The sequence below is a fragment of the Microbacterium sp. NPDC055442 genome, assembly GCF_053644215.1.
Genome location: NZ_JBSHLF010000004.1, coordinates 467379 through 491721, shown reverse-complemented (window position 1 = coordinate 491721; position 24343 = coordinate 467379). Strand labels below are relative to the sequence as shown.

25 protein-coding genes are annotated in these 24343 nt (G+C 69.7%); 3 read left to right on the top strand and 22 right to left on the bottom strand.

The window, feature by feature from the left end:
- Nucleotides 1-6: 6 nt before the first annotated feature.
- The 15 genes from argF to infC form a co-directional block, all read right to left on the bottom strand.
- Nucleotides 7-930 carry an ornithine carbamoyltransferase gene (gene argF, locus ACWIBS_RS11975; RefSeq protein ID WP_376128183.1) on the bottom strand — a complete coding sequence of 308 codons (924 nt, stop codon included), beginning with the start codon at nucleotides 928-930 and terminating at the stop codon, nucleotides 7-9.
- A complete protein-coding gene (locus ACWIBS_RS11970; protein WP_376128185.1) occupies nucleotides 927-2123 on the bottom strand; it encodes an acetylornithine transaminase in 1197 nt (398 codons plus the stop codon). Before ACWIBS_RS11970 ends, argF begins: the two co-directional genes overlap by 4 nt.
- The gene (argB, locus tag ACWIBS_RS11965) at nucleotides 2120-3019 is read right to left on the bottom strand and encodes an acetylglutamate kinase (protein WP_376128187.1); all 900 of its coding nucleotides are present in this window, start codon (nucleotides 3017-3019) and stop codon (nucleotides 2120-2122) included. The genes ACWIBS_RS11970 and argB overlap by 4 nt, the downstream gene beginning before the upstream one ends.
- A 13-nt stretch (nucleotides 3020-3032) precedes the next feature.
- Nucleotides 3033-4190, bottom strand: a complete 1158-nt coding sequence (gene argJ, locus ACWIBS_RS11960) for a bifunctional glutamate N-acetyltransferase/amino-acid acetyltransferase ArgJ (RefSeq protein WP_376128189.1) — start codon at nucleotides 4188-4190, stop codon at nucleotides 3033-3035.
- Nucleotides 4187-5362 (bottom strand): N-acetyl-gamma-glutamyl-phosphate reductase, encoded by a 1176-nt coding sequence (locus ACWIBS_RS11955; RefSeq protein ID WP_376128191.1) that lies wholly within the window; start codon nucleotides 5360-5362, stop codon nucleotides 4187-4189. Before ACWIBS_RS11955 ends, argJ begins: the two co-directional genes overlap by 4 nt.
- A gap of 251 nt (nucleotides 5363-5613) precedes the next feature.
- Complete coding sequence (gene pheT / locus ACWIBS_RS11950; RefSeq protein WP_376128193.1) at nucleotides 5614-8124, bottom strand: phenylalanine--tRNA ligase subunit beta; 2511 nt, start codon at nucleotides 8122-8124, stop codon at nucleotides 5614-5616.
- A complete protein-coding gene (gene pheS, locus ACWIBS_RS11945) occupies nucleotides 8124-9173 on the bottom strand; it encodes a phenylalanine--tRNA ligase subunit alpha (RefSeq protein ID WP_376128195.1) in 1050 nt (349 codons plus the stop codon). Before pheS ends, pheT begins: the two co-directional genes overlap by 1 nt.
- Nucleotides 9174-9219: 46 nt before the next feature.
- Nucleotides 9220-10140, bottom strand: a complete 921-nt coding sequence (locus ACWIBS_RS11940) for an amino acid ABC transporter permease (RefSeq protein WP_376128196.1) — start codon at nucleotides 10138-10140, stop codon at nucleotides 9220-9222.
- The gene (locus ACWIBS_RS11935; RefSeq protein ID WP_376128198.1) at nucleotides 10137-10784 is read right to left on the bottom strand and encodes an amino acid ABC transporter permease; all 648 of its coding nucleotides are present in this window, start codon (nucleotides 10782-10784) and stop codon (nucleotides 10137-10139) included. The genes ACWIBS_RS11940 and ACWIBS_RS11935 overlap by 4 nt, the downstream gene beginning before the upstream one ends.
- Nucleotides 10785-10844: 60 nt before the next feature.
- Entirely contained in the window at nucleotides 10845-11753 is a 909-nt protein-coding gene (locus ACWIBS_RS11930; RefSeq protein ID WP_376128200.1) for a glutamate ABC transporter substrate-binding protein, read from the bottom strand.
- 61 nt (nucleotides 11754-11814) lie between these two features.
- The gene (locus ACWIBS_RS11925) at nucleotides 11815-12603 is read right to left on the bottom strand and encodes an amino acid ABC transporter ATP-binding protein (RefSeq protein ID WP_376128202.1); all 789 of its coding nucleotides are present in this window, start codon (nucleotides 12601-12603) and stop codon (nucleotides 11815-11817) included.
- A gap of 72 nt (nucleotides 12604-12675) precedes the next feature.
- Nucleotides 12676-13470 carry a TrmH family RNA methyltransferase gene (locus ACWIBS_RS11920; RefSeq protein WP_376128204.1) on the bottom strand — a complete coding sequence of 265 codons (795 nt, stop codon included), beginning with the start codon at nucleotides 13468-13470 and terminating at the stop codon, nucleotides 12676-12678.
- A gap of 187 nt (nucleotides 13471-13657) precedes the next feature.
- Nucleotides 13658-14041: a 50S ribosomal protein L20 gene (gene rplT / locus ACWIBS_RS11915; RefSeq protein WP_376128206.1), complete on the bottom strand. Its 384-nt coding sequence runs from the start codon at nucleotides 14039-14041 to the stop codon at nucleotides 13658-13660.
- 30 nt (nucleotides 14042-14071) lie between these two features.
- On the bottom strand, nucleotides 14072-14266 hold the full coding sequence (rpmI, locus tag ACWIBS_RS11910) for a 50S ribosomal protein L35 (RefSeq protein ID WP_376128208.1): 195 nt from the start codon (nucleotides 14264-14266) through the stop codon (nucleotides 14072-14074).
- A 68-nt stretch (nucleotides 14267-14334) separates the two neighbouring features.
- Nucleotides 14335-14946: a translation initiation factor IF-3 gene (gene infC, locus ACWIBS_RS11905; protein WP_376128227.1), complete on the bottom strand. Its 612-nt coding sequence runs from the start codon at nucleotides 14944-14946 to the stop codon at nucleotides 14335-14337.
- 249 nt (nucleotides 14947-15195) lie between these two features.
- Between infC and ACWIBS_RS11900 the strand changes: the two genes are divergently transcribed.
- Entirely contained in the window at nucleotides 15196-15612 is a 417-nt protein-coding gene (locus ACWIBS_RS11900) for a DUF1844 domain-containing protein (protein WP_376128210.1), read from the top strand.
- Between the two features lie 3 nt (nucleotides 15613-15615).
- Here the strand turns inward: ACWIBS_RS11900 and ACWIBS_RS11895 are convergent, their stop codons facing one another.
- The 6 genes from ACWIBS_RS11895 to ACWIBS_RS11870 form a co-directional block, all read right to left on the bottom strand.
- Nucleotides 15616-16398 carry an SseB family protein gene (locus tag ACWIBS_RS11895; protein ID WP_376128212.1) on the bottom strand — a complete coding sequence of 261 codons (783 nt, stop codon included), beginning with the start codon at nucleotides 16396-16398 and terminating at the stop codon, nucleotides 15616-15618.
- A complete protein-coding gene (priA, locus tag ACWIBS_RS11890; protein WP_376128213.1) occupies nucleotides 16382-17128 on the bottom strand; it encodes a bifunctional 1-(5-phosphoribosyl)-5-((5-phosphoribosylamino)methylideneamino)imidazole-4-carboxamide isomerase/phosphoribosylanthranilate isomerase PriA in 747 nt (248 codons plus the stop codon). The genes ACWIBS_RS11895 and priA overlap by 17 nt, the downstream gene beginning before the upstream one ends.
- Before the next feature lie 51 nt (nucleotides 17129-17179).
- Nucleotides 17180-17830, bottom strand: a complete 651-nt coding sequence (gene hisH, locus ACWIBS_RS11885) for an imidazole glycerol phosphate synthase subunit HisH (RefSeq protein WP_376128214.1) — start codon at nucleotides 17828-17830, stop codon at nucleotides 17180-17182.
- Entirely contained in the window at nucleotides 17827-18441 is a 615-nt protein-coding gene (hisB, locus tag ACWIBS_RS11880; RefSeq protein WP_376128216.1) for an imidazoleglycerol-phosphate dehydratase HisB, read from the bottom strand. The genes hisH and hisB overlap by 4 nt, the downstream gene beginning before the upstream one ends.
- A complete protein-coding gene (locus tag ACWIBS_RS11875; protein WP_376128229.1) occupies nucleotides 18438-19475 on the bottom strand; it encodes a histidinol-phosphate transaminase in 1038 nt (345 codons plus the stop codon). The genes hisB and ACWIBS_RS11875 overlap by 4 nt, the downstream gene beginning before the upstream one ends.
- A 93-nt stretch (nucleotides 19476-19568) precedes the next feature.
- The gene (locus ACWIBS_RS11870; protein ID WP_376128218.1) at nucleotides 19569-19925 is read right to left on the bottom strand and encodes a LysM peptidoglycan-binding domain-containing protein; all 357 of its coding nucleotides are present in this window, start codon (nucleotides 19923-19925) and stop codon (nucleotides 19569-19571) included.
- A gap of 231 nt (nucleotides 19926-20156) precedes the next feature.
- Here ACWIBS_RS11870 and lexA point away from each other — a divergent pair, with 231 nt between their 5' ends.
- Both lexA and ACWIBS_RS11860 read left to right on the top strand, forming a co-directional pair.
- Complete coding sequence (lexA, locus tag ACWIBS_RS11865; RefSeq protein ID WP_376128220.1) at nucleotides 20157-20837, top strand: transcriptional repressor LexA; 681 nt, start codon at nucleotides 20157-20159, stop codon at nucleotides 20835-20837.
- A 34-nt stretch (nucleotides 20838-20871) separates the two neighbouring features.
- Nucleotides 20872-22788 carry a S9 family peptidase gene (locus ACWIBS_RS11860; RefSeq protein ID WP_454137020.1) on the top strand — a complete coding sequence of 639 codons (1917 nt, stop codon included), beginning with the start codon at nucleotides 20872-20874 and terminating at the stop codon, nucleotides 22786-22788.
- 9 nt (nucleotides 22789-22797) lie between these two features.
- On the opposite strand, the gene hflX is transcribed toward ACWIBS_RS11860, so the two are convergent.
- Nucleotides 22798-24324: a GTPase HflX gene (hflX, locus tag ACWIBS_RS11855; RefSeq protein WP_376131384.1), complete on the bottom strand. Its 1527-nt coding sequence runs from the start codon at nucleotides 24322-24324 to the stop codon at nucleotides 22798-22800.
- Nucleotides 24325-24343: the final 19 nt, after the last annotated feature.

Here is a 24343-nt window from a genome sequence, read left to right as displayed (position 1 = left end):
AGCGGATCAGGGCTGCCGGAGCAGCCAGACCAGGAGGGCCTTCTGCGCGTGCAGGCGGTTCTCCGCCTCGTCCCAGACGACGCTCTGCGGGCCGTCGATGACCTCGGAATCGACTTCGTAGCCGCGATCGGCCGGCAGGCAGTGGATGAAGATGGCGTCGGAATCGGCGAGCTGCATGAACTCCTCGGTCACCTTGTAGGCGCCGAGATCGCGCAGCCGCGCGAGCTTCTCTTCTTCTTTGCCCATCGACACCCACGTGTCGGTCACGATGACATCGGCACCTGCGGCCGCCTCGTTGGGATCGGTATACAGAGTCACCGACCCCCCGGTCTCGGCGGCACGGCGGTCGGCATCGGCGACGACGTCGTCGCGCGGAGCGTACTCTTCGGGCGATGCGACGCGGACGTGCATTCCGGCCGTCGCCCCCGCCAGGACGTAGGAGTGCGCCATGTTCGACTTGCCGTCCCCGAAGAAAGCGAGGGTCAACCCCTTCAGCTCGCCCTTGTGCTCGCGGATCGTCAGCAGGTCAGCCAGCAGCTGGCACGGGTGGAAGTCGTCCGAGAGTGCGTTCACGACGGGCACGCGCGTGCCCCGCGCCATCTCCTCGAGACCCGATTGCGCGTAGGTGCGCCACACGATCGCGGCGACCTGGCGTTCGAGGACGCGCGCCGTGTCGGAGGGGGTCTCCTTGCCGCCGAGCTGACTGTTGGCCGTCGAGATGATGAGCGGCGATCCGCCCAGATCGGCGATGCCGACCGCGAAGGAGACCCGCGTCCTCGTCGACGACTTGTCGAAGATGACGGCGACGGTCTGCGGCCCCGCGAGGCTCTTGTCGGCCCAGCGGTCCTGCTTGAGAGCGAGGGCGAGATCGAGGATCTCGCTCTGCTCGGCCTGCGTCAGATCGTCGTCGCGGAGCAGATGACGGGTCATGCGGTTCCTTCCAGGTCTGCCTCGACGGCCGACAGGGCTGCCGCGAAGAGCGTCTCGAACTCGTCGAGCTCGACGTCGCCGATGTTCAGTGCCGGCACGAGCCGGATAGTGGAGTCGTTCGGGGCGTTGACGATGAGCCCGCGGTGCAGCGCGGCGTCGACGACCTGCTTCGCGACGGGATGCCGCAGGCTCACGCCGATGAGCAGCCCGAGGCCGCGGCATCCGGTCACGAGCGGTGAGTCGATGCCCGCGATGATCCGCCTCAGCTGCGCGCCGCGCTCGGCGGCGTTGGCGAGGAGGTCCGCCCGCTCGATCTCGCCGAGCACGGCGTTGGCCGCAGCGGTGCCGAGCGCGTTGCCGCCGAACGTCGTGCCGTGCGTGCCCGGGTAGAACAGCTCGCTGGCCGGCTCGAACGTGATGAGCGCGCCGATGGGGAAGCCGCCGCCGATGCCCTTGGCGACCGTGATCGCGTCGGGCACGATGCCGGCGCGCTGGAAGGCGAACCACTCCCCCGTGCGCCCCGCGCCGGTCTGGATCTCGTCGATCACGAGCAGCGCGCCGTGCCGAGCGGTGAGCTCACGGGCCGCTTCGAGGTAGCCGGCGGGAAGCTCGACGACGCCCGCTTCGCCCTTGACCGGTTCGATGAACAGGGCGGCCACCCGATCGTCGATCGCCGCTTCGAGCGCTTCGACGGTCGAGTCGATGAACTCGACGCCCGGCGTCATCGGCAGGAACGGCTCCTGCATCGCGGGCTTGCCCGTCAGTGCGAGCGTGCCCATCGTGCGACCGTGGAAGGCGTCGGTGAGCGCCAGGATGCGCGGACGTTCCGCGCCGCCGTGCAAACGGGCGAGCTTGAAGGCGGCCTCGTTGGCCTCGGCACCGGAGTTGCCGAAGTACACCCGGCCCGCGTCGCCCGTGCCCGCGAGGCGCTTGAGCCGCGCGGCGAGCTCGAGCTGCGGCGGCGTGGCGAAGAAGTTCGAGACGTGCGTGAGGGTCGCCGCCTGCGACGCGACGGCGTCGACGAAGACGGGGTGCGCATGGCCGAGTGAGGTGACGGCGATGCCCGCGAGGAAGTCCAGGTAGCGGCGGTCGTCGGCGTCCCACACGTGCGAGCCCTCGCCGCGGACGAGCATCGCCATCCGCGGTGCGAAGCTGCGGACGAGGTCTCGTCCTTCGTCGTCCTGCCAGGTCATGCGCTGACCACCTCTGTTCCGATTCCTTTGCTGGTGAAGATCTCGACGAGCACCGAGTGCGGCACCCGTCCGTCGATGATCGCGGCGGTCTCGACGCCGCCCTCGACCGCCTCGAGGCACGCGTTCATCTTCGGGATCATCCCTGATTCCAGCTGCGGCAGCATGTCGCGCAGCGCGGTCGAGGTGATGTGCGAGACGAGCGAGTCGCGGTTCGGCCAGTCGGCATAGAGGCCGGCGACGTCGGTCAGGATGACGAGCTTCGCGGCGCCCAGAGCAACGGCGAGCGCGGATGCCGCGGCATCCGCGTTCACGTTGAGCGAGTGTCCGGCCTGGTCGAGGTCGGGCGCGATCGATGAGACGACGGGGATCCGTCCCGCGGCGATCTGGTCGAGCACCTGCTGCGGGTCGACATGGACGACATCGCCGACTCGGCCGAGGTCGTGTTCGATCCCCTCGATCACGACGCCGCGGCGCCGTCCGCCGAACAGCCCCGCGTCCTCACCGCTCAATCCCGTCGCGACGGGGCCGTGCGCGTTGATCTTGCTCACGAGCTGCGGATTGATCTGCCCGGTCAGCACCATGCGCACGACCGAGATGGCCTCCGTGCTCGTGACACGGTAGCCGCCCTTGAACTCGCTCGGGATCTCGAGGCGATCGAGCATCGACGAGATCTGCGGGCCTCCCCCGTGCACGACGACCGGCTTGACCCCGACATACCGGAGATAGGCGATGTCGGCGGCGAAGGCGTCCTGCAGCTCCTCGGAGACCATCGCGTTGCCGCCGTACTTGATGACGATGATCTGGTCGCGGAAGCGGCGCAGCCACGGCAGGGACTCGATGAGCGTCGCCGCCTTCACGCTCGCCTCGGCGGGGTCGGTGTCCTGGATGTCGGTCATGAGGCCTGCTTGTTCATGAGGAGTACGCGCTGTTCTCGTGGACGTAGTCGTGCGTGAGGTCGTTCGTGTAGATCGTCGCCGCGGCAGCGCCCGTCTTGAGGTCGATCAGCAGGGCCGTCGCGCGCGGCGTCAGGTCGACGTCGTCGCGCGGCCGGTCGGGTCCGCCTTGCGTGCACACCCGCACGCCGTTCATCCACACGTCCACGTCGTACGGATCGAAGGCCGCGGCGGTCGTGCCGATGGCGGCGAGCACGCGTCCCCAGTTCGGGTCGTTGCCGAAGACCGCCGCTTTGAAGAGATTGTTGCGGGCGACCGAGCGGCCCACCTCGACCGCGTCGTCTTCGGATGCCGCGCCGATGACCTGGATCGTGATGTCGTGCCCCGCGCCCTCGGCGTCACCCTGCAGCTGCACGGCGAGGTCGGTGCACACGTCGATGAGCGCCTGGCGGAACGCATCCGGATCCGGCGTCACGCCGGAGGCCCCGCTCACCATGAGGGTGACCTGGTCGTTCGTGGACATGCAGCCGTCCGAGTCGAGCCGGTCGAAGCTCATGCGCGTCGCCGCCCGGAGGTGGGCATCGGCTTCGGCGGCCGTCAGGACGGCGTCGGTCGTGAGGACCACGAGCATCGTCGCGAGGCCGGGTGCCAGCATCCCGGCGCCCTTCGCGATCCCGCCGATGGCCCAGCCGTCACCGGCGACCGAGGTCGTCTTGGCGCGCGAGTCGGTCGTCATGATGGCTTCGGATGCCGCGGCTCCGCCGTCGTCCGAGAGTTCGGCGATCGCCTGCTCGGTGCCGGCGAGCACCTTCGCGCGGAAGACCTCGTCGCCCGTGCCGATGAGCCCCGTCGAGCACACCTGGATGTCGCCCGCGCTCACTCCGAGGAGCGTCGCCGCCTTCTCGGCCGTCTCGTGCGTCGTCTGGAACCCGAACGCGCCCGTGAAGCAGTTCGCGCCGCCGGAGTTGAGCACGATCGCCTCGACGACACCGTCTTGGATGGCCCGCTCCGACCACAGGATGGGGTTGGCCTTCGCGCGGTTGCTCGTGAACACCGCCGCGCCCACCTTGAGCGGACCGCGGTTGACGACGACGGCGACATCGGGCTTGCCCGTCGATTTGAGTCCGGCGGCGACTCCGGCCGCTTCGAAACCCCGGGGTGTCGTGACGCTCACGGCGCGACTCCGTTCACGCTCAGCGCCGTGGCTTCGGCGAGCCCGAGCGCGATGTTCATGGACTGCACGGCGGCACCCGCCGTGCCCTTGGTGAGATTGTCGACGGCGGTGACGACGACGACGCGGTTCGCCGGCCGATCGATCGCGAGGCCCATGAGGGCGGTGTTGGCGCCGATGACGTCGGCGGTGCGCGGGAACTGCCCCTCCGGCAGGAGCTGCACGAACGTCTCACCGCCGTAGGCCGCCTGCCACGCGTCGCGGATCGCCGCGTCGGACGCTCCCGGCACGATCGGCGCGGTCGACGTCGCGAGGATGCCGCGCGCCATGGGCACGATGACGGGCGTGAACGAGACGCGGATCCCCTCGTCAGCCGCCCCGGCCCCTGAGCGTGTTGCCCCGGTCCCTGAGCTTGCGCCCCCGGTCCCTGAGCTTGCCGAAGGGTCGCCCCCGGTCCCTGAGCGTGCACCCCCGGTCCCTGAGCTTGCCGAAGGGTCGCCCCTCCGCGCCGCGGCGAGCGCCTGCCGGATCTCGGGGATGTGCCGGTGCGTGCCGCCGACGGCGTAGGGATTGGCCGTGCCGAGGATCTCGCTGGCCAGAAGGTTCGTCTTGAGGCTCTTGCCCGCGCCGCTGGGTCCGACCGCGAGCACGGTGACGATGTCGGACGGGTCGATGACGCCCGCTGCGACCCCGGGCGCAAGACTCAGGCTGACGGTCGAGGCGTTGCAGCCCGGAGCGGCGATGCGCGTCGCACCGACGAGCCGGTCGCGCTGCTTCGTACCGGCAACCGGCAGCTCCGGCACCCCGTACACCCACGGCTCGTGGAAGTCGCCGCCGTAGAAGTGGTCCCAGTCCGTGACGGATTCGAGCCGGTGGTCGGCGCCGGCGTCGATCACGAGCGCCGTGTCACCGAGGGCGTCGGTGTACTGGCCGGACTGACCGTGCGGCAGGGCGAGGAAGACGATGTCGTGCCCCGCGAGGACCTCGGGCGTCGTCTCGCGCAGCGTCAGATGCGCGAGCGAGCGCACGTGCGGCTGGTGCTGGATGAGCGGCTGTCCCGCGTTCGAATGCGCGGTCACGGTGCGGATCTCGACGTCGGGATGCGCGGCGAGTATCCGAAGGATCTCACCGCCCGCATAGCCGGATGCGCCGGAGACGGCGACCGAATATGTCATGGATTCCACCTTAGAGTCTGGGGTCGGGTGCCGGTGGCGGCGACGCCCGCGTCCCACGACATCGTCGGGGGCCCGCCGCACGGCGGATCGCGGGGTCGTCTAGAGTCGGCGGCCGCCCAGACGTCGGCGCGCGGGTGCCGGGCCCGCGCCGTTCAGCGCGCTCGAGAACCGCGTGAGGAGCGGGAGCATCGCCGAAGGCATGCGCCGACGATAGCCCTCGAACCGCGGCATCCGCAACTCGCCGTTGCGGGTCACTCGCGCAAGGTCGCGCCGAAACGGTCGGCGGCGATGGCGAGGCCCGCGAGCTTCGCGTCCGTCGCCTCGGCGGCCGTGAGTGTGCGATCGGGCGCCCGGAAGCGCAGCGCGAACGTCAGGCTCTTACTCCCTTCGGGCACACCCGCGCCGCGGTAGTCATCGACGAGGCGCAGCGATTCGAGCAGCTCCCCCGCCCCTTCGACGAGCGCCGCGCGCACCTCGGCGGCGGCGAGGTCGTCGGCGACGACGAGTGAGATGTCCTGCGTCGCAGCCGGGTATCCCGAGAGGGATGCCGCGACCACGCGCTCGCCCGCGAGCTGCAGCACGAGGTCGAGGTCGAGCTCGGCGACGACGACGCGGCCATGCAGGTCGACCGCCTCGGCGACGGCGGGCAGCACTTCGCCGACGTAGCCGACCGCGGTGCTTCCGACCGAGAGGATGCCGGTGCGACCGGGGTGCAGGGCCGCACGCTGAGCCTGGGCGACCTCGATATCGACGCCCGCCGCGTGCGCGATCGTGCGGACGGCGTCGAGGGCGTCAGCGATGCCCGCCGTGACGGCGGGCTGTCCGGGCTGCTTCGCGACGACCGTGCCGGTGAGCAGCACCGCGACGTGCCGAGGCTGCGCGGGGATCGATGCGTCGATCTCGGTGAGCGTCGCTGCGTCGGGACGAACCGCCAGCGGCGGTACGGCCGTCGTGCCGTAGTCGCGACCCGGCTCGGGCAGGAACACGGTGCCGGTCTCGAACAGAGCGAGGTCGGTGAGACCGCGCGACTGGTTGCGGTGCGCGACCTGCAGCAGAGCGGGCACAAGCGAGCGGCGCAAGAACGGATGCTGTCCGTCGAGCGGGTTCGCGAGCTTGACCGAAGGCACGTGCTCGCCGGACGCCGACCCGTGCAGGTCATTGTCGGCCTCGGTCGTGAAGGGGAAGGACGGGGTCTCGACATAGCCGGCCGCGGCGAGCGCGTTCGCGACGCGGCGGCGGCCCTGCTGGGCGAGCGTGAGCCCGCGACCCGACGGCGGCGTCGGCAGCACCGAGGGGATGCGGTCGTACCCCTCGATGCGGGCGACCTCTTCGGCGAGAGTCCACTTGTCGGTGAGGTCGGGGCGCCAGGACGGCGGGATGACGATCCACTCCCCGTCACGCTCGGTGACGTCGCATCCGATCATCTCGAGGGCCGCGACGATCTCCTCACGGGTGTAGTCGACGCCGATGAGCCCCTCGACGAACCCGGCCGGAAGCGCGACTCCCGCGATCTGGACGTCAGCGAACAGCGCGCCGCCGACGGCGGTGTCCAGCGTGCCGCCGGCGTACTCGACCATGAGGTCGGCAACGCGTCGCGCCGCCACGAAGGGCACGAGCGGGTCGACGCCGCGCTCGAAGCGCCGCGACGCTTCGCTGGGCAGCTTGTGACGACGGGCCGTACGCGCGATCGAGACGGTGTCGAAGATCGCCGCTTCGATGAGCACGTTCCGCGTGGCATCCGACATCTCGGTCGTGCCGCCGCCCATGACGCCGGCCAGACCGATGGGACCGGACTCATCCGTGATGAGCAGGTCCTCCGTGCTGAGCGTGCGCACCTTGCCGTCGAGCGTCTCGAGCGTCTCGCCCTCGGTCGCGCGGCGCACCGTGATGCCGCCCGTGAGCCGGTCGAGGTCGTAGCCGTGGATCGGCTGGCCGAGCTCGAGCATGACGTAGTTGGTGATGTCGATGAGGACGCCGAGCGAGCGGATGCCGGCGAGCGTGAGCCGTGCGACCATCCATGCCGGGGTGGGCTTGGTCGGGTCGACGTCGCGCACGATGCGCACGGCGAACTCCGACGCGCCGACGCGCCCGCGGATGGGCGCATCGTCGCGAACGGCGACCGCGAAGCCCTCGGCGGGCTGCTGCAGGTCACCCCACTCGCGCAGACCCGGGTCGCGGAACGCCGCGCCCGTGGCGTGCGCGTACTCGCGGGCGATGCCGCGCAGCGAGAGGGCGTACCCCCGGTCGGGGGTCACGTTGACCTCGACGGCGACATCATCGAGTCCGAGCAGGGCGATCGCATCCGTGCCCGAGGGCGCATCGATGCCGAGCTCGACCAGGCGCAGGATGCCGGCGTGCTCGTCGCCGAGTCCGAGCTCCTTGGCCGAGGCGATCATGCCGTCCGAGACGTGCCCGTAGGTCTTGCGCGCCGCGATCGGGAAGGGTCCGGGGAGGACCGAGCCCGGCAGGGTCACGACGACCTTGTCGCCGGCGAAGAAGTTGTGCGCGCCGCACACGATGCCGCGCACTCCCCCGTGCTCGGTGCCGACGTCGACCTGGCACCAGCGGATCGTCTTGCCGTTGGACTGCGGTTCGTCGACGTACTCGACGACCTCACCGACGACGATGGGGCCGGACAGCTCGAATCCGTGCACGTCCTCCTCTTCGAAGCCGACGGACACGAGCGCCGCCAGGACGTCTTCGGGCGTGGCATCCGCCGCGACATCGACGTACTCACGCAACCACGAAAGCGGGACGCGCATCAGACCACCATTCCGAACTGCTCACTGAAGCGGACATCGCCCTCGGCCATGTCGCGCATGTCCTGGACGTCACTGCGGAACATGAGCGTGCGCTCGATGCCCATGCCGAAAGCGAAGCCGGAGTACTCCTCCGGGTCGATCCCCGCCGCGCGCAGCACGTTGGGGTTGACCATGCCGCATCCGCCCCACTCGATCCAGCGCGCGCCGCCCGTGAAGGTCGGGTGCCACAGGTCGAGCTCGGCCGACGGCTCGGTGAAGGGGAAGTAGTTGGCGCGGAAGCGCGTCTTGGCCTCGGGGCCGAAGAGCACCTTCGCGGCGTGATCGAGCGTGCCCTTGAGGTGGGCCATCGTGATGCCCTTGTCGATGACGAGGCCCTCGAACTGCGTGAACACCGGAAGATGCGTCGCGTCGAACTCGTCGGTGCGGTACACCCGCCCGGGGCACAGCACGTAGATCGGCAGGTCGCGCTCGAGCATCGAGCGCACCTGGACGGGGCTCGTGTGCGTGCGCATGACGAGATGCCGGGCGACCGGGTCGACGAAGAAGGTGTCCTGCATCTGACGTGCCGGGTGGTCGACGTCGAAGTTCAGGGCGTCGAAGTTGTACCACTCGTGCTCGAGCTCGGGGCCCTCGGCGATCTCCCACCCCATGCCGACGAAGATGTCGGCGATCTGCTCCTGCAACAGCGAGATCGGATGCCGCGCACCGACGCGGGCACGCGCGGCGAGGGCCGTGATGTCGATCCGCTCGGCTTCGAGCTGAGCCGCGGTCTCGGCCGCGACGAGCTCCTGCTCGCGGGCGGCGAGCGCCTGCGTCACCCGCCCGCGCGCCTGCCCGACGAGCTTGCCGAACTCGGCCTTGCGCTCGTTCGGGACATTGCGCAGCTGGGCGTTGAGCCGGGCGAGCGGTGAGCCTTCGGCGGAGTGCGCCGATCGGGCGGACTTCAGCGCGGCGGTGTCACCCGCTGCGGCGATGGCTTCGAGCGCGGCCTGCACCGCGGCATCCACCGCCTCGGGCGTGATCGTGGGGTTCTCGGGTGCGTCGGACACGAGAACCGAGTCTACCGACGCGCGGCAGACGTCAGCGCGCGGCGGGTCAGGCGCCTCGGGTGTCGTTGCGCTGCGTGTCGCGTTCGCGCTGCGTGATGATGAGCTCGGTGTCGGTCGTCTCCTGCAGCAGCGGATCGATCGTCGTCTGAGCCGCAGCGATCCGCGGCGAGCGGCGCATGCGCACCTCGAGCCACTTCGCGAAGCCGGACAGGATGAGGCAGAACGAGATGTAGATCACCGCGATCACGATGCCCGCCTGCAGGATCGGGCGGTCGTACTGTGCCTGGCTTCCCAGCAGACGGCCGAAGTAGAGCAGTTCGTTGTAGGTGATGATCGAACCGAGAGCCGTGTCCTTGAGCGTCACGACGAGCTGCGCGACGATGACGGGCAGCATGGCACGCACCGCCTGCGGCAGCAGGATGAGGCGCATGACGCCGTTCTTGCGCAGACCGATCGCATAGCCCGCTTCGCGCTGGCCGCGTGGGACGGACTCGACGCCGGCGCGGAAGACCTCGGCCAGCACCGAGCCGTTGTAGACCGTGAGCGCGATCACGACCGCCCAATACGGGTCCATCTTCACCCCGATGACGGGGAGCCCGTAGAACAGCAGCATCATGAGGATCAGCACGGGCACCGCCCGGAAGATCTCGACGAGGAAGACGAAGGGCGCACGCACCCACGCGTGATCGGACAGCCGGCCGATCGCGAGCGTGAACCCGACGACGAGGCTGAGCACCGCGGCGAGGGCGAAGGCGGCGAGCGTGCGGCCGGCGGCGGCGGCGATCTGCTCCCACACCGAGGCGAAGGTGAAGATATACCACTTCTCGGGCGACAGCTGCCCCGTGATGAACATCTGATAGACGACGAATCCGATGACGGCGACGATCGCGAGCACCGTCACGATGCCGAGGATCCGGTTGCGGATGACAGCCCGAGGGCCGGGCAGGTCGTACAGGACGGAACTCATCGCACGATCCTCCAACGGTTCTCGAGTGTTCGCTGCAGCCAGGACAGGAGCAGTACCAGGACGACGAAGACCGCCGCGACCCAGAGCAGGACGACCAGCGCGTTCTCTCCGCGCTCGGAGAGGTTGGCCCGGATGATTCCGAGCTCAGCCACCGAGAAGCCCGCCGCAACCGTCGTGTTCTTCAGCAACGCGATGAGCACGCTCATCATGGGCGGCACGACGGAGCGGAACGCCTGGGGAAGCACGACGAGCGTCATCACCTGACCGAAGCCCAGACCGAGCGCACGGGCGGCTTCGGCCTGACCGAGAGGAACGGTGTTGACACCGGCGCGCAGCACCTCGGCGACGTAGGTCGCCGTGTAGATGCCCAGCGCCCATATCGCCAGAACCGTGTATCCGGGGTTCCACAGACCGAGCTGCGGGTAGGCGAGGGCGAAGAAGAAGAAGACCAGCGTGAGAGGGGTGTTGCGCACGACATTTACGTAGAGCGTGCCGACGCCGCGCGCGATGGGTATGGGCGAGACGCGCATCGCGCCCACGAGGGTTCCGAGGACGAGCGCCATCACGCCACCCGCGAAGAACAGCAGGAGCGTGTTGCTCAGCGCCTGTCCCCAAAGGTCCCAGTTGTCGAAAATGACGCCCACGTGCGTCCCCTCTTCAGAGTGGGTCGGGCGCCCGCGGAACGGACGCCCGACCAGGATCGATCAGTACGCGTCTACCGCGGGCTGCTCGACCACGATGCCGGATGCGCCGAGGTTCCGGTCGAAGATCGCCTGCCAGATCTCCCCGCCATCCGTGAACAGCGTGTTGATGTGCGAGCGCAGCGCGTCGTCGCCCTTGGGCACGCCCACGCCGTAGCGCTCCTCGCTGAACGGTTCGCCGACGACCTTGATCTCGTCGGGGTACAGCGCGGCGTAGCCGATGAGGATGGCCTGGTCCGTCGTGACGGCGTCGACCTGTCCGTTCATGAGGGCTTCGACGCAGAGCGAGTAGACGTCGAACTCCGTCGTGGGGACATCAGGGAAGTTCTCCTTGATGTTCTGGATCGGAGTCGAACCCGTTGCCGAGCACACGTTGGTGTCGGAGCCGAGGTCGTCCTCGCTGGTGATGTCGCTGTCGGCTGCCACGAGCAGGCCCTGACCGGTGATGAAGTACGGTCCGGCGAAGTCGATCGACTCCTTGCGGCTGTCGGTGATCGAGTAGGTGCCGACGTAGTAGTCGATGTCGCCGTTCATGATCGCCTGCTCGCGGTTGGCCGAGGCGATCGGCTTGAACTCGATGTCCGCTTCGTCGAAACCGAGCGAGGCGGCGATCCAACGCGCGATGTCGACGTCGAAGCCGCTGCGCTCGTTCGTCGTGACGTCGAGGAAGCCGAGACCCGGCTGGTCCTCCTTGACACCGACGACGACGCCACCGCGGCTCGTCATGGCATCGAACGTGGGGCTGTCGTCGATCGAGACGTCTTCGGCGACGGTGAACCAGGCCGTGCCTTCGTCAGTTCCGTCTCCGCCGTCTTCGGGGGCCGTGCCCGGCGTGCCGCTGTTGCACGCCGTCAGGGCGAGCGCCGCGATGGCGAGTCCGGCGAATGCGCCGCCGATACGTGTTCTGCGCATGTGATCCTCCTGGGTTTCGTATGCGTTTTGTGCGCCGCGCCCGGTGCTGGGGGCGCGGGGTCTAGTGGGTGAGCAGCTTCGAGAGGAAGTCCTTCGCCCGGTCGCTCCGCGGGTTGGTGAAGAACTCCTCGGGCGTGCCCTCTTCGACGATGAGCCCGTCGGCCATGAACACGACGCGATCGGCCGCCTTGCGGGCGAAGCCCATCTCGTGCGTCACGACGATCATGGTCATGCCGTCGTGCGCGAGGCCGACCATGACATCGAGCACTTCGTTGATCATCTCGGGGTCGAGCGCGCTCGTCGGCTCGTCGAACAGCATGACCTTCGGCTGCATCGCGAGGGCCCGCGCGATCGCCACGCGCTGCTGCTGCCCGCCCGAGAGCTGTGCCGGGAGCTTGGACGCCTGGTGGCCGACCCCCACGCGATCGAGCAGCTGCGTGGCGAGCTTGTCGGCATCCGCCTTCTTCATGCCCTTGACCTTGAGCGGGCCGAGCGTGACGTTCTCGAGGATCGTGAGGTGCGAGAAGAGGTTGAACGACTGGAACACCATGCCGACGTCTGCGCGCAGCGCGGCGAGCCCCTTGCCCTCTTTGGGCAGCTCTTTGCCGTCGATCGTGATGCTGCCGCTCGTGATCGTCTCGAGCCGGTTGATCGTGCGGCACAGCGTCGACTTGCCCGAGCCGGACGGCCCGATCACGACGACGACCTCACCGCGGTTCACGGTGAGGTTGATGTCGGTGAGCGCCTGGAAATCGCCGTAGTGCTTCTGCACGTCGGTGATCTCGACGAGCGGGTCACCCCGCCTGACGCTGATGTTCGACGTCTTCGGCGCAGCATCGGAGGTCGTCATATCGACACCCTACGGGTGCGTGCCGACGCGATGCAGGTGTCGCCACCGAGCTTTATCGATCCGTGACCGGAGTCACGCGCGCTGCGCGAAGGCCGTCTCGTACAGGCAGACGCTCGCGGCGGTCGCGAGGTTCAGCGATTCGGCGGCACCGTAGATGGGCAGTCGCAGCGACAGATCGACCAGGGCGAGCGCCTCGTCGTCGAGGCCGCGCGCCTCGTTTCCGAACAGCCACGCCGTGGGTTCTGCCAGCAGCGTCCGCGCCGCGAGGAAGTCCTCTCCTCCGACGTCGGCCGCGATGACGCGCACGTCCGCCGCGCGTGCCCGTTCGATCGCCACGCTGAGGTCGACGCCGACGGCGACGGGAAGGTGGAAGAGCGAGCCGGTCGTGGCGCGGACGACCTTGGGGTTGTAGGGATCGACCGTGCGACCGGTCAGCACGACGGCGTCGGCTCCGGCGGCATCCGCTGCTCGGATGATCGTGCCGAGGTTGCCGGGGTCGCGCACTTCCTCGCAGATCACGACGAGGCGGGGGGATGCCGCGAACACATCGCGCACCGATGTCGGCGTCTGGCGGGCGACGGCGACGATGCCCTGCGGCGTGACCGTGTCGGCCATGGCGTCGAGCACGGCTTCGGTCGTGAAGACGACCTCGACGCCGGCGTCGGTCGCGGCGTCGCGGATGTCGGTGTGCTTCTCGAACGCCGTGGGTGTCGCGAACACCTCGACGAGCGTGTCCGGGCGGTAGGCGAGCGCTTCGCGCGCGGCCTGCGGTCCTTCGAGCAGGAAGAGCCCGGTCTCCTGGCGCGCACTGCGTTTGGTCAGCTTGGCCACCGCGCGTACTCGGGGCGACCGCGGGTTCTCGAGCACGCTCTCAGCATAGATCCCGCGGTGACCGCGAGACCGCATCGGAGCGCCGAGACCGTGGGGTTCACCCGCAGTCTCGGCCTCCCCCTGCAGTCTCGCGGTCATGGGGACGGGGAACGGCGAAGGGCGCCCTCCCGGAGGAGGACGCCCTTCGATGTGCGCCTGCGGCGCTCCGCGATGACCGGGTCGGTCAGGCGCTCTTGGGCGCGTTGACGTTCTCGGGCAGCGCCTTGCGCGCGGTCTCGACGAGCGACGCGAACGTGGCCGGCTCGTTCACCGCGAGCTCGGCGAGCATGCGGCGATCGACCTGCACGCCCGCGAGGCCGAGGCCCTGGATGAAGCGGTTGTACGTGATGCCGTTCTGGCGGGCAGCGGCGTTGATGCGCTGGATCCACAGGCGGCGGAAGTCGCCCTTGCGCTTGCGGCGGTCGCGGTACGCGTAGACGAGCGAGTGGGTGACCTGCTCCTTCGCCTTGCGGTACAGGCGCGAACGCTGACCCCGGTATCCGGAGGCGCGTTCGAGGATGACGCGACGCTTCTTCTGGGCGTTGACGGCCCGCTTGACTCTAGCCATTTCGTTTCGTTCCTATTCGTGCGAGAGCGCTCAGAGACCGAGGAGCTTCTTGGCGACCTTGGCGTCGCCGGGAGCCAGGATCTTGTCGGCGGACAGACGGCGCGTGCGCTTGGTCGGCTTGCCCTCGAAGTTGTGGCGGAGGTTCGCCTGCTGCCTCATGATCTTGCCGCTGCCGGTGACCTTGAAACGCTTCTTGGCACCCGAGTGGGTCTTCTGCTTCGGCATTTCTCTTCCTTCGTTGTCTTTCCCGCCGGGGCGGGAGTCGTAACCCGCCGGAGCGGGAATCTGCGGGCCTATGCGGCGTCGGTGTCTTCGTCCGACGAGCCCGAGCGAGAAGAACGTGCTGCCTCTTTGTTGGCGGCGCGCTGGGCGTTCTGCTCGGTCTTCACTTCGGACTTGTTCTTGTGCGGTGCGATCACCATGACCATGTTCCGCCCGTCGATCGTGGGGCTCGACTCGACCGTTCCGAACTCGGCGACATCCTCGGCGAACTTGCGCAGCAGACGCACGCCCTGCTCGGGACGCGACTGCTCACGACCGCGGAACAGGATCATCGCCTTCACCTTGTCGCCGGTCTTGAGGAAGCCCTCGGCGCGCTTGCGCTTGGTCTGGTAGTCGTGCGCGTCGATCTTCAGCCGGAAGCGGACCTCTTTGAGGACCGTGTTCGCCTGGTTGCGACGTGCTTCCTTGGCCTTCTGCGCTGCCTCGTACTTGAACTTGCCGTAGTCCATGATCTTGACCACGGGAGGCTTCGAGTTCGGGGCCACCTCGACGAGATCAAGGTCAGCCTCCTGCGCCAGACGCAGCGCCACTTCGATGCGGACGACGCCGACCTGCTCTCCGGCGGGACCCACGAGACGGACCTCGGGGACGCGGATGCGGTCATTGGTACGGGGATCGCTGATGCGGAGCTCCTCTTATCGTGCGGGGTGTCGGCACCGCGGCACGGGTGTGTCGCGGGCGGAAGAGGAGCATTCCACCCAGACGGCGCGAGCGCCGGCTTGCTGCACCCTGACTGCCCCGTGCGTTTGTGCGCGCGGGGCGGAGTGCAAGACCCGGTAGCCTGGAGCGGCAAGCGCGGGTGGGATGTGATCCACTTTCCACTCCGGAGCAGAACGCTCCGAAGACCGCCACAGTCTAGCAGAAAGAGTCGCGTGAACACGATTCGGGATGACGAAGCACAGGATGCCGCGCGCGGTGACGACGACGACGAGCGGCACCGCCGCTGGGAGGAGCAGGAGCGCGCAGCCTCGTCGGCGACCCGCGACATCGCCGACGTCCCCGCCGTCGAGATCATCACGACGGCGGCCGTGCACCTCATGAGCGCCGCAGCGGTCAAGGTCGGCCTCGCCGACGATCCCGCGGCGCAGACCGACCTCGACGAAGGGCGCAAGCTCATCAACGCGCTCGCGGGCCTCATCACCGCCGGCGCTCCGGAGATCAGCGACATGCACGCGCGCTCGCTGCGCGACGGTCTGCGCTCGCTCCAGCTCGCCTTCCGCGAGGCCTCGGTCATCGAAGACCCGATCGGCAAGGGCCCCGGCGAGAAGTGGACCGGCCCGGTCACCTGACGATCAGCCGCGGACGAGCTTGACCGTCAGCGAGTCCACGAGCACCGCGATCCGGTCATCGGCTGCCCATCGGGATGCCAGCCGGGACAGCACGGCGTCGAGGGCGCTCGCGTCGAGCCCGTCGATGAGGTGCAGTCTCACGACGAGCTCCGGGCCGCGCAGCCTGGCCGTGGGATCGCCGGGCTCGACGGACAGGTCGAGCACCGCGAGCTCTCCCCCGATGCTCTCGGCCAGCCCCGCGAAGACCTCGGGCGACGAGAAGCTCGGCTCCCACGCGTGCCCCTGCGCGATCGCCCACACGGCGGGGCGGCGCAGCACGAGCTCGGTCGGCGAGGTCGGGTCGATCACGATCAGGTCGGTGTCATCGTCGACGGCGGCCACCGCCGTGCGCACGCCGTCGGCCGGCACGGGCCGAGCCGCGGCATCCCATCGGGACATCGTCTCGACCGAGGTGAACACGGGCAGCACACGTCGTCCGTCAGGAGCTGCGACCGTGACGATCGAGAGCTCCTGCGTCTTGTCGACGACGTGGCCGTGCGGTCCGATCCCCTCGTCGCCCTTCTCGGCGACGAGCGGGATCAGCAGGCGGGCTCGGCGGTACGCTTCGACGATCGCCGTCTGATCGCCGGCGCCGGCGCGGAACGCCTGCAGCGCCGCGAGCAGCTGCGGGTCGGCGGACCCGTCGTCGTGCGTGTGCGGATTGGCCTGGAAACTGCGCCCCTCCCACGGAACCCCCGCGGAGTCCGACAGGTGCGCGTCGTGGCAGCCCTCAGCGTCCTGCGACATCCAGCGCCTCGGCGAGCGTGAACGCTCCCGCGTAGAGCGCCTTGCCGACGATCGCGCCTTCGACGCCGAGCGAGACGAGCTCCCGCAGCGCCGCGATGTCGTCGAGGCTCGAGACGCCGCCCGAGGCGATGACCGGTTTGGGCGTGCGCGAGGTCATCTCACGCAGCAGCTCGAGGTTCGGGCCGTTCAGCATGCCGTCCTTCGTGACGTCGGTCACGACGTAGCGGCTGCACCCGGCCTCTTCGAGACGCTCGAGGACGGCCCACAGGTCGCCGCCTTCGCGCGTCCAGCCGCGCGCGGCGAGCGTCGTGCCGCGCACGTCGAGGCCGACGGCCACGAACTCGCCGTAGCGGCTGATGACCGACGCCGCCCATTCGGGGTTCTCGAGCGCCGCCGTGCCGAGGTTGACGCGGGATGCACCGGATTCGAGCGCCGATTCGAGCGAGCGGTCGTCGCGGATACCGCCGGACACCTCGACCTGCACGCCCTTGACGTGCTTGATGACCTTGCGCAGCACGGCGGCGTTGCTGCCGCGCCCGAAGGCCGCATCGAGATCGACCAGGTGAATCCACTGCGCGCCCTGCTCGGCCCAGTCGTGGGCCGCGTCGATCGGGTCGCCGTAGCTCGTCTCGGTGCCGGCCTCACCCTGGGTGAGCCGGACGGCCTTGCCGCCTGCCACGTCGACGGCGGGAAGCAGGATCAGTTCGGGTGTGGACGCGAAATCGTTCATGGCTCCTCGTGTGGGACTCTCACGCGGCCGGACGGCGCGGACGACACGACTTCAGAGGCTAGTCGCGCCGAGGCCGTCGACCCAATTCGACAGCAGGCGGATGCCGGCGGAGCCCGACTTCTCGGGATGGAACTGCGTCGCCGAGAGCGGGCCGTTCTCGACGGCGGCGAGGAAACGCCCGCCGTGCGTCGCCCACGTCAGGGTCGGCGCCGCGAAGGGCTCCTGCGGCTCGAGCTGCCACTGCTGCGCGGCGAAGGAGTGCACGAAGTAGAAGCGCTCCTGCTCGATCCCGGCGAACAGCCGCGAGCCGGGCGCGGCATCGACGGTGTTCCACCCCATGTGCGGCAGCACGGGCGCATCGAGCTCGGTGACCGCACCGGGCCACTCCCCGAGACCCTCGGTGACGGTCCCGCGTTCGAGGCCCCGCTCGAACAGCACCTGCATCCCGACGCAGATCCCGAGCACGGGCCGGCCGCCGGCCAGCCGTCGGTCGATGATCTCCTCGCCGCGGATGGCGCGCAGTGCCTGCATGACGGCGGCGAACGCCCCGACGCCGGGCACGAGCAGCCCGTCAGCGTCGAGCGCGAGACCGCGATCGGCGGTGAGTCGCGCGTCGGCCCCCGCGAGCGTCAGCGCTTTGACGGCGGAATGGACGTTTCCCGAGCCGTAGTCGAGGACCGCGACGAGCGGGCGAGAGGTCACAGAGCACCCTTCGTGCTCGGGATGCCCTCGACGAGCGGGTCGCGGGCCTTGGCCTGGCGGAATGCGCGCGCGAACGCTTTGTACTCGGCCTCGGCGATGTGGTGCGGGTCGCGCCCGGCCAGGAGCCTGATGTGCGTCGTGAGCCCCGCGTGGAACGAGATCGCCTCGAACGTGTGGCGCACCAGCGAGCCGGTGAAGTGACCGCCGATGAGGTGGAGCTCGAAGCCCGCGGGCTCGCCCGTGTGCACGAGGAAAGGACGCCCGCTGATGTCGACGACCGCCTGCGCGAGTGCCTCGTCGAGCGGCACGAGCGCGTCGCCGTACCGCGAGATGCCCGCCTTGTCGCCGAGCGCCTCACCGATCGCCTGCCCGAGGACGATCGAGACGTCCTCCACGGTGTGGTGGGCGTCGATGTGGGTGTCGCCCGAGGCGCGCACCGTCAGATCCGTCAGGGAGTGCTTCGCGAACGCCGTCAGCATGTGGTCGAAGAACGGCACCGTCGTGTCGATGTGACTGCGCCCGGTTCCGTCGAGGTCGAGCTCGAGCTCGACGGTGGACTCGCTCGTCGCGCGTCGGGCGGAGGCGACGCGGTGGTCGTCAGGACGGGTCATGCGGTCGATTCTATCGAGGCCAGCGCGTCGAGGAACGCCGTCGTCTCGTCTTCGGTGCCCGCCGTCACCCGCAGGTGGTGCGGGATCCCGACGTCGCGGATGAGGACACCCTGCTCGTACAGTGCACGCCACACGGCCGCGGGGTCATCGACTCCCCCGAACAGCACGAAGTTCGTCCAGGATTCGTGCGGCGCGTACCCGAGCGCCTCGACCGTCGCCGAGATGCGATCGCGCTGAACGATGATCTCGTCGACCATGCTGAGCATGACGGGAGCGTGGCGCAGCGCGGCCGTCGCCGCCGCCTGGGTGAGAGCGCTCAAGTGATACGGCAGCCGGACGAGACGCAGCGCATCGATGACGGCCTCGTCAGCGGCGAGGTATCCCACTCTCGCGCCGGCGAAGGCGAACGCCTTGCTCATGGTGCGCGAGACGATGAGTCGCTCGCGCCCGGGCAGGAGCGTCACGGCCGAGGCGGACCCGTGGGGGGCGAACTCCTGATAGGCCTCGTCGACGACGACGACGCCCGCCGTGGCGTTGTAGACGGCCTCGACGACGTCGAGAGGCAGCGGAGTGCCCGTGGGGTTGTTCGGTGCGCACAGGAACACGACGTCGGCCTGGGCCCGTGCGACCTGGGATGCCGCGTCGTCGGCCGTGATCGTGAAGTCCGGCTCGCGCGTGCCGCCCGTCCACGATGCTCCGGTCGCGCGCGCGAGCAGCGGGTACATCGAGTACGTGGGAGCGAAGCCGAAGGCCGTGCGCCCCGGCCCGCCGAAGGCCTGCAGCACGTGCTGGAGCACTTCGTTGGATCCGTTGGCGGCCCAGATCTGGTCGGCGGTGAGCCCGTGCCCGAGGTACTCCGCGAACCCTTCGCGCAGTCCGACGAACTCGCGATCGGGGTAGCGGTTCACATCGTGCAACGCGATCGCGACGGAGTCGAGGATGTCGTCGGCGACCTCTTGCGGCACGGGGTGCGTGTTCTCGTTGACGTTCAGCGCGACGGAAAGCGGCGCTTGCGGTGCACCGTAGGGCGTCATGCCCCGCAGATCGTCTCGGATGGGCAGTGCGTCGAGGCGGGAGGTCACGCAGGCAATCGTAGGCCGCTTCACGCGCGGTGGCGCCTCGGAGCGTCAGCCGGCGGGTGCGTACTCGGCGGGAATCGCGAGCGACTGGCCGAGCTCGATCGCGCCGCCCGGCAGCGCGTTCAGTCGTGCGATCGCATCGACGACGTCGCGCGGATCGTGTTGCGGAGCAACGGACTGCGCGATCGACCAGAGCGTGTCGCCGTACGTCACGGTCACGGTCGCGAACGTCGCCGACGCGCCACCGCTGTCGCGCGACGCGACAGCCGAGCCGCCGCTCAGCACGGCGAGCGCCAGCAGTCCGGCCAGAGGCAGCGCTGCCGCACTCGCGAGCACGCGGCGGCCGCGCGCCGTGGTGCGCAGACGGGTGCGGGACGAGGGAGCGGGGATGGCGATGGCGGTCATGCGGTTCCTCCTGGTGGGAAGGTTCGCATCCGACTTTCGGCCGGGAAAGCCGGATGCGAACTCCTGTTCCGAAGCTATCTTCGATGCTGGACGGTGTCAACCCCGAGCCGGATCGTGCGATGTTCGAACGCGACACGCGGAACTCGTGCCCCCTGAACCCCGCAGAACCGGATACGGTTTCGATGTGGCCACCCCACCACGGGCCTCCGACATTCGAAGACAGGAGTCGATATGAGCGACGCAGGCGGGCGCGAGAAGCCGCAGACGCGACGACGGAAGAGTCTCAGCGACAAGCAGCTGGCGATCCTCGAGGTCATCCAGCGGTCGATCGCGCGGCACGGCTACCCCCCGAGCATGCGCGAGATCGGCGACGCCGTCGGGCTCAAGTCGCTCTCGAGCGTGACGCATCAGCTCAATCAGCTCGAGCTGAGCGGGTACCTGCGCCGCGATGCCGGGAAGACCCGCGCGATGGAGGTGCTCATCGACCTGCCCGGCAGTGCGGCCGAGAACCCCGCCGATGCTGCGCCGTCGGTGGGCGACGCCGCGCTCGTACCGCTCGTCGGCCGCATCGCGGCGGGCGTGCCGATCACCGCTGATCAGCACATCGACGAGATCTTCCCCCTGCCCCGGCAGCTCGTCGGCAAGGGCGACCTGTTCATGCTGCGCGTCTCGGGCGACTCGATGATCGATGCCGCGATCTGCGACGGCGACTGGGTCGTCGTGCGTTCGCAGGCGACGGCCGACAACGGCGAGATCGTGGCGGCGATGCTCGACGGCGAGGCGACCGTGAAGACCTTCCGTCAGCGCGACGGTCACACCTGGCTCCTCCCCCGCAACTCCGCGTTCGAGCCGATCCTCGGCGACGACGCCGTCGTGCTCGGCAAGGTCGTCGCGGTCCTGCGCGCCGTCTGAGCCGCTTGTCCGCGGCACGGCTTAGCGTGGAGGGGTGACGACTCCTTACGGCTCCTGGCCTTCCCCTCTGACCGCTGCGGCCGTGTCCGCCGCTTCGCCCCGCATCGAAGGCGCCCGCCTCGTCGGCGACGACGTGTGGTGGGGTGAGGGCGTCCCCGAAGAGGCCGGCCGCACGACGGTGCGCAGACGCACGGCATCCGGCGGAGTGGAAGACCTCCTCCCGGCACCCTGGAGCGCGCGGTCGAGCGTGCACGAGTACGGGGGCGGGTCGTGGACGGCCACCGACGACGGGGCGCTCGTGTTCGTCGAGAAGACCGACCAGCGCGTCCGGCTGCTCCGTCCCGGGGGTGAGCTCCTCGCGCTCACGCCGCCGGGTGACGTCGACGTGCGCTTCGGCGGCCTGACCGTGCAGTCGGGTCGGCTGCTGGCGGTGCGCGAAGCGCACGGGGCCGGCCCGACCCCCGCGCGAGACATCGTCGAGATTCCTCTCGACGGGTCGGCGGGCGACGACGCCGCTGCGATCGTGTCGCTCGCGGGAGGCACCGATTTCGTCGCGCATCCGGCGCTCAGCCCCGACGGGACGCACCTCGCGTGGGTCGCGTGGAACCATCCCGACATGCCGTGGGATCGCGCACAGCTGCGCGTCAGCGCGCTCGACGGGGGCGCCGCGACGGTCTTCGACGAAGGCGCCTCCCCCCTCCAGCCCGTGTGGCTGGGCGACGACGAACTGCTCTACGCCGATGACCCGACCGGGCGCTGGAACCTGTACCGTCGCCGGCTCGGCACCGCGCCGAGCCCCGTGGCCCCCGTCGACGCCGATACCGGCGGCGGTATCTGGGTGCTCGGCACCCGGTGGTTCGCCCCCGTCGACGGCGGTCGCGTCGTCGCCGTGCGGACGCACGGCGGCGACGAGGTCGTCGTCGTCGACCTCGCGGACGGCACGGCGACTCCGCTCGGCCTGCCCGTTTCGGCGAACGCGTCGATCGAGGACGTCTCGGGAACGCGCGTGCTCGTGAGCGGTGCCGACACCGTCTCGGGACCGGCGCTGTGGCTGGTCGACGTCGACGACCCCGCCGGCGCCCGAGTCGTCCGCGGCGGTGAGACCGCGTGGGGACGCGAATGGATGCCGCAGCCCCGCGCCGTCACGTTCGACGGCCCGCACGGCCCCGTGCACGCGTTCGACTATCCCCCGACGAATCCGCGGGCGACCGCCCCCGCAGACGAGCTGCCGCCGTACGTCGTGTTCGTGCACGGCGGCCCGACGGCGCATTCCGGACCGGCGGCCTCCGGCAAGGTCGCCTACCTCACGAGCCGCGGCATCGGCGTGCTCGACGTGAACTACGGTGGCTCCACGGGATACGGGCGCGCCTACCGTGAACGGCTGCGCGGACAGTGGGGCGTCGTCGACGTCGATGATGTCGCGGCGGCGGCCGCCGGGTTGGCAGCATCCGGTGTCGCCGACTCCGCGCGCATCGCGATCGCGGGAGGATCGGCCGGCGGGTGGACGGTGCTCGCCGCCGTCACGCGCACCGACGCGTTCTCGGCGGGGATCTCACGCTACGGCGTGGGAGATGCGCGTTCCCTCGCGGCCGACACGCACGACTTCGAGGCACGCTATCTCGACGGGCTCATCGGCCCCCTGCCCGAGGCCGAAGACGTCTACATCGAGCGATCGCCGCTCAGCCGTCCCGCACTGTTCCGTGTGCCGCTGCTGCTGCTGCAGGGCGCCGATGACCGGGTCGTGCCGCCGGCGCAGTCCGAAGCGGTGCGCGACGCTCTCGCGGCGCACGGCGTGCCGCACGCGTATGTGCTCTACGAGGGCGAGGGCCACGGTTTCCGCAAGGCCGAGACGGTCGTGCACGCGCTCGAGACCGAACTGGCGTTCCTGGGCGCCGTGTTCGGCTTCACGCCGCCGGATGTGCCGCCCGTCACACTCGCGACGGGCGACTGACGGCGCCGCTCAGGCGGGGAAGACCGCGAGTTCGGCGGCGAGGCGCTCGTTCACGTGCGCGTGCAGATAGGTCCCCTCGCCACGGTGCTCCTGGTCGAGGATGATCCCCGTCTCGTGGGCGGCCGAGATGAGGTCGCCGCGGTCGTAGGGCACGATCGCGCGCACTTCGACGGCGGGCAGAGGCAGCGCCTCTTCGATCACGGCGCGCAGCTCTTCGAGGCCCTCGCCCGTGCGGGACGAGACGAAGTGCGCATTCGGCTCGAGGCCGCGCAGCACGAGACGGCTGTCGTCGTCGACGAGGTCGGCCTTGTTGAACACCACGATCTCACGCGTCTCGCGCGCCCCCACGTCGCCGATCACGTCGCGGACGGTCGCGAGCTGCGCGGCGGGATCGGGGTGGGAGGCGTCCACGACGTGCAGCAGCACATCCGCTTCGCCGACCTCTTCGAGCGTCGAACGGAACGCCTCGACGAGCTGGTGCGGCAGGTTGCGCACGAACCCGACGGTGTCGGTGAGCGTGTAGACGCGTCCGTCCGAGGTCTGCGAACGTCGCACCGACGTGTCCAGCGTCGCGAACAGCGCGTTCTCGACGAGTACGCCGGCGCGCGTCAGCCGGTTGAGCAGGCTCGACTTGCCCGCGTTCGTGTAGCCGGCGATCGCGACGGCGGGAATCGTGTTGCGCTTGCGCTCGGCGCGCTTGGCATCGCGCGCGGGAGCGAAGTCGCGGATCTGGCGGCGCAGCTGCGCCATGCGGGTTCGGATGCGACGCCGGTCGAGCTCGATCTTGGTCTCGCCCGGACCGCGTGAGCCCATGCCGGCCCCGCCCGCGCCGACCTGCCCACCGGCCTGACGGCTCATCGAGTCGCCCCAGCCGCGCAGTCGCGGCAACAGGTACTCGAGCTGAGCCAGTTCGACCTGGGCCTTGCCCTCACGGCTCTTGGCGTGCTGGCTGAAGATGTCGAGGATCACCGTCGTGCGGTCGATCACCTTGACCTTGACGACGTCCTCGAGCGCACGGCGCTGGCTGGGCGCGAGCTCGGTGTCGGCGATGACCGTGTCCGCGCCGACGGCGGCGACGATGTCACGCAGCTCTTCGGCCTTGCCGCGTCCGACATAGGTCGCGGGGTCGGGATGGGGTCGGCGCTGCATGACCGCGTCGAGGACGACGGCACCGGCGGTCTCGGCGAGCGCAGCGAGCTCGCGCAGCGAGTTCTCGGCATCCGCCTGCTCTCCCTGCGGGTGCACGCCCACGAGTACGACGTTCTCGAGACGCAGCTGCCGGTACTCGACCTCGGTGACGTCGTCGAGTTCGGTCGACAGGCCCGGAACGCGGCGCAGCGCTGCGCGCTCCTCACGGTCCCACTGCTCGCCGTCGGCGTCGGTCCGGGCGACGGTCGTGTCATCTTGCAGCGCCTGCGCGGAACCGAACACGCGAACCCCCGACCGCGCATCGGCGCGCGCCAGCACGCGATCCACCGCGTCGATCTCTTCGAGCGGCGTCTCGTCGGTGCTGCCGGGTGTCGTCGTATCGGTCATGTGTTCCTTTCGGATGCCG

What these genes read in the sequence shown, in the direction of transcription:
- ACWIBS_RS11940 (WP_376128196.1), bottom strand. Translation starts at nt 10,140, where the DNA reads ATGAGTTCCGTCCTGTACGACCTGCCCGGCCCTCGGGCTGTCATCCGC.
- ACWIBS_RS11955 (WP_376128191.1), bottom strand. Translation starts at nt 5,362, where the DNA reads ATGACATATTCGGTCGCCGTCTCCGGCGCATCCGGCTATGCGGGCGGT.
- argF (WP_376128183.1), bottom strand. Translation starts at nt 930, where the DNA reads ATGACCCGTCATCTGCTCCGCGACGACGATCTGACGCAGGCCGAGCAG.
- hflX (WP_376131384.1), bottom strand. Translation starts at nt 24,324, where the DNA reads ATGACCGATACGACGACACCCGGCAGCACCGACGAGACGCCGCTCGAA.
- rpmI (WP_376128208.1), bottom strand. Translation starts at nt 14,266, where the DNA reads ATGCCGAAGCAGAAGACCCACTCGGGTGCCAAGAAGCGTTTCAAGGTC.
- argB (WP_376128187.1), bottom strand. Translation starts at nt 3,019, where the DNA reads ATGACCGACATCCAGGACACCGACCCCGCCGAGGCGAGCGTGAAGGCG.
- pheT (WP_376128193.1), bottom strand. Translation starts at nt 8,124, where the DNA reads ATGCGCGTCCCGCTTTCGTGGTTGCGTGAGTACGTCGATGTCGCGGCG.
- ACWIBS_RS11970 (WP_376128185.1), bottom strand. Translation starts at nt 2,123, where the DNA reads ATGACCTGGCAGGACGACGAAGGACGAGACCTCGTCCGCAGCTTCGCA.
- lexA (WP_376128220.1), top strand. Translation starts at nt 20,157, where the DNA reads ATGAGCGACGCAGGCGGGCGCGAGAAGCCGCAGACGCGACGACGGAAG.
- ACWIBS_RS11925 (WP_376128202.1), bottom strand. Translation starts at nt 12,603, where the DNA reads ATGACGACCTCCGATGCTGCGCCGAAGACGTCGAACATCAGCGTCAGG.
- rplT (WP_376128206.1), bottom strand. Translation starts at nt 14,041, where the DNA reads ATGGCTAGAGTCAAGCGGGCCGTCAACGCCCAGAAGAAGCGTCGCGTC.
- ACWIBS_RS11870 (WP_376128218.1), bottom strand. Translation starts at nt 19,925, where the DNA reads ATGACCGCCATCGCCATCCCCGCTCCCTCGTCCCGCACCCGTCTGCGC.
- ACWIBS_RS11875 (WP_376128229.1), bottom strand. Translation starts at nt 19,475, where the DNA reads ATGACGCCCTACGGTGCACCGCAAGCGCCGCTTTCCGTCGCGCTGAAC.
- ACWIBS_RS11930 (WP_376128200.1), bottom strand. Translation starts at nt 11,753, where the DNA reads ATGCGCAGAACACGTATCGGCGGCGCATTCGCCGGACTCGCCATCGCG.
- hisB (WP_376128216.1), bottom strand. Translation starts at nt 18,441, where the DNA reads ATGACCCGTCCTGACGACCACCGCGTCGCCTCCGCCCGACGCGCGACG.
- priA (WP_376128213.1), bottom strand. Translation starts at nt 17,128, where the DNA reads ATGAACGATTTCGCGTCCACACCCGAACTGATCCTGCTTCCCGCCGTC.
- ACWIBS_RS11895 (WP_376128212.1), bottom strand. Translation starts at nt 16,398, where the DNA reads ATGTCGCAGGACGCTGAGGGCTGCCACGACGCGCACCTGTCGGACTCC.